This window comes from Vibrio sp. 10N.261.54.E10 (assembly GCF_002877735.2).
In the GTDB taxonomy this organism is placed as follows: domain Bacteria; phylum Pseudomonadota; class Gammaproteobacteria; order Enterobacterales; family Vibrionaceae; genus Vibrio; species Vibrio crassostreae_C.
In genome coordinates this window covers 1418891-1433482 of record NZ_MCXE02000001.1, presented here as the reverse complement: position 1 = coordinate 1433482, position 14592 = coordinate 1418891, and the positions used below count along the sequence as shown (strand labels likewise).

8 protein-coding genes are annotated in these 14592 nt (G+C 43.2%); 7 read left to right on the top strand and 1 reads right to left on the bottom strand.

What is annotated here, in order from left to right:
* Positions 1 to 14 precede the first annotated feature (14 nt).
* A complete protein-coding gene (locus BCU07_RS06415) occupies positions 15 to 1811 on the bottom strand; it encodes an ABC transporter ATP-binding protein (protein ID WP_017059690.1) in 1797 nt (598 codons plus the stop codon).
* Positions 1812 to 1900: 89 nt separating this feature from the next.
* Here BCU07_RS06415 and BCU07_RS06410 point away from each other — a divergent pair, with 89 nt between their 5' ends.
* The 7 genes from BCU07_RS06410 to BCU07_RS06380 all read left to right on the top strand — a co-directional run bounded on the left by BCU07_RS06410 (position 1901) and on the right by BCU07_RS06380 (position 14464).
* Complete coding sequence (locus BCU07_RS06410) at positions 1901 to 2392, top strand: GAF domain-containing protein (protein WP_017059689.1); 492 nt, start codon at positions 1901 to 1903, stop codon at positions 2390 to 2392.
* A 97-nt stretch (positions 2393 to 2489) separates the two neighbouring features.
* Positions 2490 to 3113, top strand: a complete 624-nt coding sequence (gene proQ / locus BCU07_RS06405) for an RNA chaperone ProQ (protein ID WP_017057223.1) — start codon at positions 2490 to 2492, stop codon at positions 3111 to 3113.
* Between the two features lie 17 nt (positions 3114 to 3130).
* Positions 3131 to 5125 carry a carboxy terminal-processing peptidase gene (gene prc / locus BCU07_RS06400; protein WP_102428949.1) on the top strand — a complete coding sequence of 665 codons (1995 nt, stop codon included), beginning with the start codon at positions 3131 to 3133 and terminating at the stop codon, positions 5123 to 5125.
* 322 nt (positions 5126 to 5447) lie between these two features.
* Positions 5448 to 6131, top strand: a complete 684-nt coding sequence (locus BCU07_RS06395) for a hypothetical protein (RefSeq protein WP_017630022.1) — start codon at positions 5448 to 5450, stop codon at positions 6129 to 6131.
* A gap of 218 nt (positions 6132 to 6349) precedes the next feature.
* The gene (gene pepN / locus BCU07_RS06390) at positions 6350 to 8956 is read left to right on the top strand and encodes an aminopeptidase N (protein ID WP_102428950.1); all 2607 of its coding nucleotides are present in this window, start codon (positions 6350 to 6352) and stop codon (positions 8954 to 8956) included.
* A gap of 219 nt (positions 8957 to 9175) precedes the next feature.
* Complete coding sequence (locus tag BCU07_RS06385; protein ID WP_004733645.1) at positions 9176 to 9394, top strand: DUF2835 domain-containing protein; 219 nt, start codon at positions 9176 to 9178, stop codon at positions 9392 to 9394.
* Positions 9395 to 9622: 228 nt separating this feature from the next.
* On the top strand, positions 9623 to 14464 hold the full coding sequence (locus BCU07_RS06380; protein ID WP_102428951.1) for an NAD-glutamate dehydrogenase: 4842 nt from the start codon (positions 9623 to 9625) through the stop codon (positions 14462 to 14464).
* The last annotated feature ends 128 nt before the right edge of the window (positions 14465 to 14592 follow it).

The window sequence follows — 14592 nt, the reverse complement described above, 5'->3', positions numbered from 1 at the left end:
CAGAGCCACAAACATCAGGCGTGCGATTGCACACTACCGTAGAGTGTTTGATAGAGTCCTTGTTGTTCAACCAATTCACCATGTGTTCCCGTCTGTGTGACTTGTCCATCTTCTAAAACATAGATTAGATCGGCTTGTTTCACCGCTGATAATCGATGAGCCACTATCAAAGTTGTGCGATCTTTCAAAAACTCGCTCAACGCTTTATGCAGTGCTGACTCTGTTGCTGTATCGAGTGCAGATGTCGCTTCATCAAGAATAACAAACTTAGGATTGCTCAGCACCATACGAGCTATTGCTAAGCGTTGTCGTTGACCACCAGACAGTCGAACGCCATTCCTACCAATTTGTGTATCTAAGCCATTGCTCAGTTGCTTGATGACATCTTGCATTTGAGCGACTTCAAGCGCACGCCACAACGACATTTCGTCGTATTCAGCACCAAGGGTCAGATTATGCCTTAATGTATCGTTAAAGAGTATAGGTTGTTGTAAAACAACGGCAATTTGATTGCGTATTACATCAAAGCTGATGTCATCGGTTGTTTCACCGTTATAGCGAATGCAACCTGAGTCTGCTTGGTAAACCCCAATCAGCAACTGGATTAACGTAGATTTACCCCCTCCACTCGCACCGACCAAAGCGACTTTTTTACCTGCAGGGATGTGCAGCGATAGCCTATTTAAAACAGTGTTTTCTAATGTGTAAGAGAATGTAACGTCTTCGATGTCAACTGTCACTTCTTGATCTTCAGTAAATGGGTTCACTTTACTGATAGGGCGCTTCTCTTCTTCTAACTGAAGAAGATCGTTGATGCGTTGTAGTGCCGCTTTCGCGCTATACCAAGAGAATTGAATCCCTAGTAGCTCTTGGACCGGGCCTAACATGAACCACAAGTAGCCAAATACCGCGAAAATCTGACCAATGGTTAAGTCACTGAATAACACCATTAGCATAGCGACGGCACGGAAAAGCTCGAAACCTAGTAAGAACAGCAGAAACGAAACACGGCCAGCAGCTTCAGATTGCCAAGCGTATTTGTCTGCATCGATTCTTACTTGGTTTGCTTGAACCTTAAGTTCATCGAGAAAGATACGTTCTTTATTCGCCGCGCGCAGTTGGTAAATGCCATCTAAGGTTTCCACCAAACGGTTTTGAAAGCGCTCAAAAGATTGGTTTTCGTATTTCTTAAGGTGTTTGACCCTGCTGCCTAGTTTACGGGAGAAATAAATCACAACAGGATTGACCAGTAAAATGAACAACCCTAAACGCCACTCTAGCCACAACAGCACGATCGCTGTACCGAACACGGTCAGGAAGCTGATGATAAATTTAGAAAGAGTCGAGCCAATGAACTTATCTATTGTCTCTATGTCTGTTATTAGGTGGGCGTTGATACCGCCGCTGCCTTTGGTTTCGTATTGTCTAATACTGATGCGACCAAGCTTATCTATCATCTTGCTGCGCATTTGATAGGTAATTGTTTTGGACACAAGCGTAAACTGACGCCCTTGCAGAATGTTCAACGCTTGGCTAACGGAGCGCATGATAATCACTAACAACAAAGTTAGTGCTATATAGCCAGTCGGTGTTTGTAATGAAGATGGAAGTAGGTGGTTCATCATCTCTAAGCCTGAAGCGGGCTTATCGAGTAATACTTCATCAACCATTAATGGCATGAGCAACGGGATAGGGACACTAATGAGAGTTGCAAATATGGCAATAATGTTAGCAAACAGTAATTTGGACTTGTGTTTTTTTACTTGAGTTATTAACCAAGAACGGCTAATAGTGTCTTCTGAATTGTTCATTGTAATGAGAATAAGTCCTATTTAGTTTGATGGCCGCATTCTACTGCGTTCTCTTGATAATGGAAGTCTCAATTTAATTGGAAGTTAATATGAAAATAGAACATTACCAACGCTTAACCAAACAAGCCGTTGCATTAATTGAATCAGAAACCGATCTAACTGCTAATCTTGCTAATATCAGTTCATTATTATTCATGGAATTGGATGACTTGAATTGGGCGGGTTTCTATTTAATGAAGCAGGATTTAGCTAAGGAAAAAGACGAACTTGTACTGGGCCCTTTCCAAGGTCAACCTGCTTGTGTGCGAATTCCGGTCGGGCGTGGTGTGTGTGGAACTGCGGTTGCGACGAATACAGTTCAGCGCATTCATGATGTTCATGAGTTCGAAGGTCACATCGCTTGTGACGCTGCAAGTAACTCAGAAATCGTTATTCCGTTCTCGATTGGCGGAAAAATCGCGGGCGTTCTTGATATTGATAGCCCAAATGTTGGTCGTTTTTCTCAAATTGACGAGGACGGATTGACATTTTTCATGGCAGAAGTGGAAAAGCTGCTTAATTCGCACGCGAACAAGGCATAAATTATTCTCTTACTGTGGTTTTTCCCAAGCATCTCTCTATAATACGTAAAAATATTTTCTTAATGCTCGCGGAAAACCGCAAAAACCAGGAACCCACATGGAAAACACTGAAAAGTTAAAAAACAGCAAAGAAGTTATCGCATATATTGCTGAATGTTTCCCTAAATGCTTTACTCTAGAAGGTGAAGCGAAGCCACTTAAAATTGGTATTTTTCAAGATCTTGCTGAACGTCTAAATGAAGACGAAAAAGTAAGTAAGACTCAGCTTCGTGCAGCGTTAAGACAGTACACATCATCATGGCGTTACCTGCACGGCGTAAAAGCTGGCGCAGAACGTGTTGACCTAGACGGCAACGCGTGTGGCACACTAGAAGAAGAGCACGTTGAACACGCTAAAGCTACACTTGCAGAAAGCAAAGCGAAAGTTCAGGCTCGTCGTAAAGAACAAGCACAAAAAGCTCGTGAAGAAGGCAAAGCGAAACCTAAGGCGAAGAAAGCTCAACAGCCTCGTCGTCAAGCGCCTAAAGCACCAAAAGTAGAAAAGCCTGTAGAAACACGCGCTTTGAACGCTGACGAATTCATCGCTGGCAAAGAAGTAAATGTGAACATGGGTAAAGGAAACATGGCTGCGACCATTGTTGAAATCAATAAGGAAGATGTGCGTGTTCAGTTAGCAAACGGCCTACAAATGGTTGTTAAAGCGGAGCACTTGCGCGCTTAAAGGAGATACTCCTACGCATGAAATGCCGTTCAAAATTGACACTGATTGCTGCTAGCTTTTGGCTAGCAGCTTCAGCTCAGGCTCTTGAAGCCAAATTAGATCAGGACGATTTACCTCTACTCGCTCCTGAGGTCCAACACGAAACTGCTAGTAAACGTGTTACTTCTCGATTTACTCGTTCTCACTATAAACACTTCAATCTCAACGATGATTTCTCTCAAGCTATCTTTAATCGTTACTTAGAGATGCTGGATTATAATCGTAATATCTTCACTCAAGCTGATATTGACTCTTTCTCTGCGTCATCTAAACAAATTGATGATCAGCTGAAATCGGGCAATAACCAGATTGCATTCGATGTTTATAATCTGTCTATGCAGAAGCGTTTTGAACGTTTTCAATATGCATTGTCTTTGCTAGATACAGAGATTAAGTTTGATACCGATGAAAGTATTGAGCTCAATCGTAGTGAAGCTGAGTGGCCAAAAGATATCGCTGAAGTGAATGAGCTTTGGAGAAAACGCGTTAAATATGATGCGTTGAATCTAAAACTTACTGGTAAAGAGTGGCCAGAGATTCAAGAAGTTTTGGAAAAGCGTTACAACAATGCGATGAAGCGTATTACGCAATCGCATAATGAAGATGCTTTCCAGATCTACATGAACGCATTTGCGCGTGAAGTTGATCCTCACACAAGTTACCTTTCTCCAAGAAATGCAGAACAATTCCAATCTGAGATGAACCTATCTCTAGAAGGTATTGGTGCTGTGCTTCAGATGACAGACGACTACACCGTTATTCGCTCTTTAGTTGCTGGTGGCCCTGCGTCAAACAGCAAACAATTGAGTGATGGAGACCGCATTGTTGGTGTTGGTCAAGATGGCGAAGAGATTGTTGATGTTATCGGCTGGCGTTTAGACGATGTAGTGCAATTAATTAAAGGACCGAAAGGGACTAAAGTTAAGCTACAGATCTTGCCAGACGGTAAAGATGCAAAAAGTCACGTTGTCACAATTGTTCGCGATAAGATTCGTTTAGAAGACCGCGCTGTTAAATCAAAAGTGATCGAGAAAGACGGCAAGAAAATTGGTGTATTAGAAGTACCAAGTTTCTACGTTGGCCTTTCTAAAGATACCGATAAACTGATCACCGAGCTTAAAGAGCAAGGTGTTGAAGGTATTATTGTTGACCTCCGAAACAACGGTGGTGGTGCACTGACTGAAGCAACTGAACTCTCTGGTTTGTTTATCAAAGAAGGACCTGTTGTTCAGGTTCGTGATAGCTACGGTCGTGTCAAAGTGAACAGCGATACTGATGGTCAAATCAGTTACCAAGGCCCGTTAACGGTATTGGTGAATCGCTACAGTGCTTCAGCGTCTGAAATCTTTGCAGCAGCGATGCAAGATTATGGCCGTGCAATCATCCTAGGTGAAAACTCTTTCGGTAAAGGTACGGTGCAACAGCATCGCTCTTTGAATCATATTTATGATTTGTTCGATAAAGAGTTAGGCTACGTTCAATACACAATCCAAAAATTCTACCGAATCAATGGTGGTAGTACGCAAAACAAGGGTGTAGTACCTGATATTGCTTACCCAACGCCAATTGATCCTGCAGATACTGGTGAAAGTGTTGAAGACAACGCTCTTCCTTGGGACAGCATCGACAAAGCGAAGTACTCAGTGTTACAGCGTAACGATGAGCAGATCGCAGCGTTGACGGCTAAACACGAAGCTCGTATCGCAACAGACATGGAATTTGGCTTTATCGCGCAAGATATTGAAAAATATAAGGCAGATAAAGACGACAATGACCTTTCTCTTAATGAAAAGGTTCGTCAACAAGAGAGTGATGATGCGGATGCGCTTCGTCTAGAGCGTATTAACCAACGTCAAAAAGCCGCTAAGTTAGAGGCATTTAAAACGTTGGATGATATTCCAAAAGACTACGAAGCCCCGGATGCTTATCTTGATGAATCAGTTGCTATCATGCTGGATATGATCAAGAAATAAACAAAATACCTGTTATAAGGTGATTGTTTAAAGACGTACTATTTGAAAAGCGAGCTTAGGCTCGCTTTTTTTGTACCTGTGTTCTTGCCTCGAATAATGTCATGTTAACGGCATGCTTCCTCGCTTTTTAACTTGCTGCAGAACCACTGTTATTTGATTTTCGGCTGTGAAGTACACTGTAAAAATAACTAAACTTAAGTATTTTTTTTCGAGTGATAATGACATTTAAGTTACTTCGCACTTAAAATTTAGTGACTTAGATCATATTTTTTCGCTTTCTATTCATTACGTGCCTAAGCTTAAAGAAAACGAGGGGACGCTTATGAAATGGATTCTACTATTTTTATCTTGTTTAAGTTTTGTGGCTTTTGGGAGCGAGGTCGCTTCGAGTAGCCAACAATCAAAAAGTGATAGTAATCTATCTCATTTTGACCTTCCTCTGTTGCTTGGTGATTGGTATTTGATGAATCCTGATCCTGAGCAAGGCACTGAAAACTTTAGAGCGATCAAGCTCACTCTTGATTCAAACTACTCATTCACTATCGATATCCAAAAGAAAGACTACAGTGTCGATCATTGGGAAGGTTTGTATAACGCCAATGAAGACACGATTATTTTGGGATTAAATACTTCTGAGCCTCAGGTTTACGCTTACAGCAGTAATCACAATATGCTGAATCTTAACGGTGTTATGTTCACCAAAGCCTTGCCCAACGCCCTGGCAGGAATATGGTCAAGTGCCGAACTGTCCGGAAGCGATCTACGTGCGAGTAACATTCAAAAAATGGATTTAGTCCTTCAGCCGGACTTTATATTCATGTTCCGAGTATCAGATGAAGAAGGTGGTGAAGTCATTCGTCGCGGGGTGTATTACACAGAAGGCGATCAACTAGTGTTACTTTATGAGAACGGTGAACACGGCACTCGATATACACTGAACAGCGATGTGTTAACGCTGCAAGGTGAAGAGGGAGATATGTTTGCGGTACTCAATCGCATTCGATAATCGTGAGTTTTAGCAGTAACGGCGTACTCGTTGATAATATTGTGCACAGTTCATTTCTTAGGCGTTCCTGTCTGATTTGATTGATAAAATAGCAAAACATGGAGGCATTTTCTTACAATGCCTCCTTTTTTTAATATTCCCCTTGTTTTATTGGCGCTCAACCTTTAGATATATACAGTTAAAAAATAATTACGTATAACGATCAAAAGGAACCCGTCATGGCACATACACCTCAAGCCAAGTATCGTAAAGATTATCAATCACCATCTCACACGATTTCTGAAATCGATCTTACTTTCGATTTGTACGACTCAGCATCCATTGTTACGGCTGTTTCTAGTGTTAAGCAGGAGAAAGACAGCACGACATTAGTACTTGATGGTGAAGGCTTGAAGTTGGTTTCTGTTTTGGTGGAAGGCAACGAATGGACTCAGTACGAGCAGTCTGAAACTCAACTTACGCTGAATGACCTTCCAAAAGAATTTACTCTAACCATCGTTACCGAAGTTAACCCTGAAGGGAACAGTGCACTTGAAGGCTTGTACAAGTCGGGTGGCGCGTTCTGTACTCAATGTGAAGCTGAAGGTTTCCGCCGTATCACTTACTACATGGATCGCCCAGATGTGTTGGCGAAATTCACTACAACGGTAATTGCAGACAAAGCAGAGAACCCATTCTTATTAAGTAATGGTAACCGTGTAGATGAAGGTGAAGGTGAAAACGGTCGTCATTGGGTGAAGTGGCAAGACCCACATCCAAAACCAGCGTACTTGTTTGCTTTAGTAGCGGGTGACTTTGATGTACTTCGTGACGCATACACTACACAATCGGGTCGTAAAGTTGACCTAGAAATCTTTGTTGATAAAGGCAATCTAGACCGTGCGAGCCACGCGATGGTTTCTTTGATTAACTCAATGAAGTGGGACGAAGAACGTTTCAATCTTGAATACGACTTAGACATCTACATGATCGTAGCCGTTGATTTCTTCAACATGGGTGCGATGGAAAACAAAGGCTTGAACGTATTCAATTCGAAGTTCGTTCTAGCAAACGACCAAACTGCAACGGATACAGATTACCTAGGTATTGAAGCAGTAATCGGCCATGAATATTTCCACAACTGGACAGGTAACCGAGTGACGTGTCGCGATTGGTTCCAGTTAAGTCTGAAAGAAGGCTTAACGGTATTCCGTGACCAAGAATTCTCATCTGATCTTGGTTCTCGCGCAGTAAACCGTATTAACAATGTACGTATCATTCGCGGTCCACAATTTGCAGAAGATGCTAGCCCAATGTCTCATCCAATTCGTCCAGAAAAAGTGATAGAAATGAATAACTTCTATACTTTGACCGTGTACGAAAAGGGCAGTGAAGTGATCCGTATGATCCACACATTGTTGGGCGAAGATGGTTTCCAAAAAGGCATGAAGCTGTACTTCGAACGTCACGATGGTACGGCTGCAACATGTGAAGACTTCGTCGCGGCAATGGAAGATGCGTCGGGCGTTGACTTATCTCAGTTCCGCTTATGGTACAGCCAGTCTGGTACGCCGACGCTGTCTGTTGAAAGTAAGTACGACGCAGAGAAGAAACAGTACACGTTAACAACTCGCCAAGTAACAGCGCCAACTCATGAGCAAACGGAAAAGCAGGCTCTGCATATTCCTCTTGATATCGAGCTGTACACAGCTGCGGGTGAAGTTGTTGAGTTACAATGTAACGGTAAGCCAGTTCATAATGTATTAGATGTGAAAGAAGCAGAGCAAACGTTCGTGTTTGAAAACGTTTCTGAGCAACCGATCCCATCATTACTTCGTGAATTTTCTGCGCCAGTGAAATTGGAATATGACTACTCAGATGAAGAACTGATCTTCTTGATGGTGAATGCTCGCAATGAATTCTCTCGTTGGGATGCGGGTCAAATGCTATTAGCGAAGTACATCCGCAGTAACGTGGAGAAAGTTCAGCAGGGTCAAGCGTTTGAGCTTTCTGATTCTGTTGTTGATGCATTCCGTGGCGTACTGCTGAGTGATTCACTAGAGCCTGCGTTTATTGCAGAAATGCTTTCTCTACCAAGCCACAATGAAGTATCGGGTTGGTACGAGCGCGTTGATATTGATGCGGTCGCATCGGTTCTTAACTCAATGAAAGTCACACTAGCTGCAGAACTTGAAGACGAGTTAGCGGCGGTTTATCACAGCCACGCACTAACAGAATACACGATCGATCACGATTCGATTGGTAAGCGTACTCTACGTAAAGTTTGCTTAAGTTACTTAGCTCATACTGGGCAGGGTAATGACTTGGTTGTTGCGATGTATCAACAAGCGAATAACATGACAGATACGATGGCAGCAATGGGCGCGGCAAACAGTGCACAACTACCATGTCGTGAAACCTTGATGGTGGATTACAGTGACAAGTGGAAACACGATGGTCTTGTTATGGATAAGTGGTTTGCATTGCAAGGTACAAACCCAAGTTCAAACGCACTTGAAGTGATCAAAGCGTCGATGTCGCACCAGGCGTTCAGTTTGAAGAACCCGAACCGTACCCGTAACTTGGTCGGTTCATTCTTAAACATGAACCCGGTTCAATTCCACGACAAGTCTGGTCAAGGCTATGCATTTGCAGGCGAGATCTTACGTGAACTGAACAGCAGCAACCCGCAAGTGGCTTCACGTCTGATTGATCCACTTCTTAAATTCCGTAAGTACGACGATGAACGCCAAGCTCTGATCAAAAAAGAACTAGAGACGTTAAAGAACATGGACAACCTAGCAAAAGACTTGTTTGAGAAAGTGACGAAAGCACTAGAGGCTTAAGTCAGCGCGCATTCAGGTAACTGTTTGCTAATAAGCGGTTTACTAATAAACTGTTTGCTATAATGAAAGGTCATCAGTGGTAGAGAATATCTGCCACTGATTTTTTGTTTCTGGTTCATCGAATTTTCGATAAGCTAGAGCAGCTTCAAGTTCAGTTTCACCGTCAGACATCTAAAAGTGCCAAAAAACACTGGTACTGTATATTTATACAGGTATCGTATGAATCGCTATATTTTCCAACTTAACATCTCATATCAGCAGTTTTTGGCCAGCTATTCTGGCGCCGCAAGTAAAGTTCAAGTGATAACAACAACAGGTTTACGCTTACAGTTACCTGCAACTCGGTTCAGACCATTTCTTACACAAATAGGGGTTAGAGGGCAGTTTAGGCTGACAACTGACCAAAAAAATAAGTTTATTAAGTTAGAAGCTCTGTAAACCTTGGCGTGCCTAGTGAGTTAAAAGGAATCTTAATCACATAATCAAACATTTCAGCTCTTACCACCTCCAAAACAATTAACTATTTTTCAATAATGCTTTTACAATAAATGAATGCATTACCTTTGCTTAACTCGTTAGTAGAAAAGCGCTCAACGGCACGTTTCAAACACCAGATTAAGTGATCCCCCTAATAATAAAATATAATTCTAATTGTGGAGTGTGACTATGACCGCACGTGAAACTGTGGTTCCAGTTTTACTTGAAAAAGTTTACAAGCTGATTCAAGACAAACTTGACCTTGCTCATCGACCTCTCGTAACTCAACTTGCTCAACACTTGTTTAGTAACGTTTCTCACGACGATCTGACTCAGAGAAACGAATCCGATTTATACGGTGCTGTAGTTAGCTTATGGCATCACATCAATGAAAAGAAAGCCGACGAAATCTCTGTACGCGTTTTCAACCCGACGGTAAGTCGTCAAGGTTGGCAGTCTACTCATACTATCGTTGAGATAGTCGTTCCAGACAGCCCATTCCTTGTTGATTCCGTAAAAATGGCACTTACTCGCCTAGACCTTTCTTCTCACCTTATGCTTCATAACCCAACACAAATCTCTCGCTCAGATAAGGGCAGTGTTGTCGGTGTAAGCAATAACGAAGGTGCATTCCAATCGCTTTTCCATATTGAGGTTGACCGTCTTAGCAGTAAAGCTGAAATGACAGCTCTTAAAACGGAGCTACTGGATATCTTTACCGATACTAGCTTAGTTGTGAACGATTGGTTGAAGATGGTAGAACGACTTGAAGAAGTAACCAATCAAGTAGAAAAGCAGAAAGAGAGCATTCCTGTAGATGGCCAACGTTTTGATGAAACGTTGGCGTTTCTTCGTTGGTTAGGTGAACACAACTTTACATTCATGGGTTATAAGGAATATGACCTAGTTTCAGTTAACGGCGACACTGAACTGCAACCGACCAAGGAGCAAGGTCTTGGTTTGTTTGCGAACTCAGATCGTGTACGTAACGTTAAGCTATCTGAGTTTTCTGATTCGGCACGTCTTGAAGCGAAAAAGCCTTATGTGCTTATCGTAACCAAGGGCAACACGGCTTCACGCATTCACCGCCCAGCTTACAACGATTACATTGGTATTAAGAAGTTCGATAAGAACGGTAAGGTCATTGGTGAGCACCGCTTTACTGGTCTTTACACATCTGCCGTTTATAACCAAACCGTTGAAACGATTCCTCTTGTTCGCGAGAAAGTAGAACGTATTTTGGATGCGAGTGGTTACCGTGAAGGTTCATACTCTTACAAAGCGCTGCACAACATTCTTGAAAACTACCCACGTGATGAACTGCTGCAAGCTCGAGAAGAAGAGCTACTAGAAGTCGGTACGGGCGTAGTACAAATGCAAGATCGCGATCTCCTGCGTTTGTTTGTTCGCAAAGACCCGTTTGGTCGTTTCTTTAGCTGCATGGTTTACGTAACAAAAGATCGTTACAACACTGAGCTTCGTCGCCAAACACAGCGCATCTTGAAACTGTACTTTGGTTGTGAAGAAGAGGTTGAATTTACAACGTACTTCTCTGAAAGCCCGCTAGCAAGAACGCACTATATTGTTCGTGTTGATAACAACAACATGGATGTGGACGTGAAAACAATTGAGCAAAATTTAATGGAAGTATCGTCTACGTGGGATGACCGTCTGTCTGAATCTATCATTGCAAACTTCGGTGAAAGCAAAGGTCTTCCATTGTCGAAAGAGTACATGCGTGCATTCCCACGTTCGTACAAAGAAGACATGATGCCAGGTTCTGCTGTTGCCGACATTGAACGTTTAGAAGCGCTAAGTGAAGACAACAAACTGGGTATGCTTTTCTACCGTCCTCAAGAAGAAGCGGCAGATTCAAAAGCCGTTCGTTTGAAGTTGTTCTACCACAGCGATGAGCCAATTCACCTTTCTGATGTTATGCCAATGCTTGAAAACTTTGGCCTACGCGTTATCGGTGAATCTCCATATGAAGTGCGTAAAACCAACGGTGTGACCTATTGGATCCTTGATTTCTCTATGCTGCACAAGAGCGATAAGACCATTGATCTTCGTGAAGCTCGCGATCTTTTCCAACAAGCCTTTGCGGCAATCTGGGCGGGTGAGTTAGACAGCGATGGTTTCAACCGCTTAGTACTTGGCGCTGGTCTTTCTGGCCGTGAAATCTCAATCTTACGTGCTTATGCTCGTTACATGCGTCAAGTTGGTTTCCCATTCAGCCAACAATACATTGAAGACACATTGTCTCATTACCCAGAATTAGCGAAAGGGCTAGTGAGCCTATTCGGCAAGCGTTTTGACCCGAAACTGAAGGGCAGCGTAAAAGGCCAACAAGATCTTATTAAGAAGATCACTGAACAGTTGGATCATGTAGAAAGCTTGGATGATGATCGTATCATTCGTCGCTACATGGAAATGATCACTGCAACGCTTCGTACTAACTACTACCAAGTAGACGAGAATAAGCAGTCTAAACCTTGGTTGGCTCTGAAAATGAGACCAAGCGAGATTCCAGATATCCCTGCGCCGGTTCCTGCGTTTGAGATCTTCGTTTACGCACCAGACATTGAAGGTGTGCATTTACGTGGCGGTAAAGTAGCACGCGGTGGTTTACGTTGGTCAGACCGTCAAGAGGACTTCCGTACTGAGATTCTAGGCCTAGTTAAAGCGCAACAAGTTAAGAACACGGTTATCGTACCGGTTGGTGCTAAAGGTGGTTTCGTTTGTAAGCGTCAACACATGATGTCTGGCCGAGACGAGATTTTTGCTGAAGGTCAACGTTGTTACAAGCGCTTCATCCGTGCATTGCTAGACGTTTCAGACAACATCATTGAAGGTGAGGTTATCCCACCTAAGAGCGTTGTTCGTCACGATGAAGATGACCCATACTTGGTTGTTGCAGCCGATAAAGGCACCGCGACATTCTCAGATCTAGCGAACTCAGTAGCTGAAGAGTACAACTTCTGGCTAGGTGATGCGTTTGCATCGGGTGGCTCTAACGGTTACGACCACAAAGCCATGGGTATCACGGCGAAAGGTGGCTGGGAATCGGTTAAACGTCACTTCCGCGAAATGGGTATTAACTGTCAAAGCACAGACTTCACTGCCATTGGTGTGGGTGATATGGCGGGTGACGTATTTGGTAACGGTATGCTGCTATCTAAGCACATTCGCTTGCAAGCTGCGTTTAACCACATGCACATCTTCATTGACCCGAATCCAGAATCAGCATCAAGCTGGGTAGAGCGTGACCGTCTGTTTAATCTGCCTCGTTCAAGTTGGGAAGATTACAATAAAGACCTGATTTCTCAAGGTGGTGGCATCTTCTCTCGCCGAGCGAAGTCTATCTCTTTGACACCTGAAATTCAGAAAATGCTGGGTACCAAGAAAGCATCAATGGCACCAAACGACTTGATCAAAGCGATCTTGTCTATGAAAGTTGATCTACTTTGGAACGGCGGTATTGGTACTTACGTTAAGTCTTCTAGTGAGACTCATACCGATGTGGGTGACCGTGCAAATGACGTGCTACGTATCGATGGCCGTGACCTGAAAGCTAAGGTTGTTGGTGAAGGCGGTAACTTGGGTATGACTCAATTGGGTCGTATTGAATACGCTCTAACGGGCGGTCGAGTTAATACTGACTTTGTCGATAACGTTGGTGGTGTAGATTGCTCGGATAACGAAGTTAACATTAAGATCTTCTTGAATGGCTTGGTGTCTAATGGTGATCTTACCGTTAAGCAACGTAACCAAGTTCTTGAATCTATGGAAGATGAAGTAGGTGAAATCGTACTAGACGACGCTTACTGCCAAGCTGAGTCTATCTCTGTTACTGAGCATCAAGGTGTAGGCTTAGTGAAAGAGCAAATCCGCTTTATCCACACAATGGAAAAAGCCGGGTACTTAGACCGTGGTTTGGAATACATCCCAGATGACGAAACGCTGCTAGAACGTGAGAAGCAGGGCCAAGCACTAACAAGACCAGAGCTATCAGTATTGATCGCTTACGGTAAAATGGTTCTAAAAGAAGATCTTGTGAGTGATGACATTGCGAATGATGAGTTCCATGCTCAACAACTGATGCAATACTTCCCAACAGAGTTACGCCGTAACTACTCTCAGCACATGGATAACCATCCACTTCGTGCAGAGATCATTGCGACTGCGCTTGCTAACCAAATGGTTAACGAGATGGGCTGTAACTTCGTGACTCGCTTGCAAGAAGAGACGGGCGCGAACATTGTTGATATTGCGAATGCTTACGCGGCATCACGTGAAATCTACGGCCTGGGTAAGGTATTGAAGAGCATCCGTGAACTGGACAACATCTCAAGTTCTGAAGCTCAATACGAATTGCTTTACCATGTACGTCGTACGCTTCGTCGTCTAGCACGCTGGTTGCTAAGAAACCGTACCGGTAAACAGTCAGTGAATGCATTGATTGAGCTTTACCAAGGTGATGTCGTCGCAATTACTGAGAAGCTGGATGAAAACCTAGTGGCTTCAGAAGTAGAAGAGCATCAAGCAATGGCTCAAGTATGGATTGACCAAGGTGTAAACGCTGAGCTGGCTAATTCAGTGGCTCGTTTGTCTAGCCTGTACTCAGCACTGGATATATCTACAGTGGCTCGTGAAACAGGTAAAACAGTACAGCAAGCGTCTAAGCTTTACTTCAACCTAGGCGACCGTTTGTCACTGCACTGGTTCTTGAAGCAAATCAATGGCCAAGCTATAGACAACAACTGGCAAGCACTGGCGCGTGCAGCATTCAGAGAAGATCTGGATTGGCAGCAACGCCAGTTAACTGGTCAAGTACTTAACTGTGGTTGTGCTTCAGATATCGATGTGATTAAAGCGCTTGATGACTGGATGGAAAGTAATTCTGTTTCTCTACATCGTTGGGAAAGCATCCTAAACGAATTCAAAGTAGGTTCTGTTCATGAGTTTGCTAAGTTCTCAGTAGCACTGCGTGAATTGATGCTGTTGAATCTAAACTGCATGTCAAAAGACTAGTTACTAGATAAGACGAAAAAGTATAAGGGCAGGCCAAAAGGTCTGCCTTTTTCGTTTCGGTAAAGTGGAAACAATAGGCCTAACGACTTTTGAAGAACAAACTTCGACGCAAACGTTGTTTGTTGTTA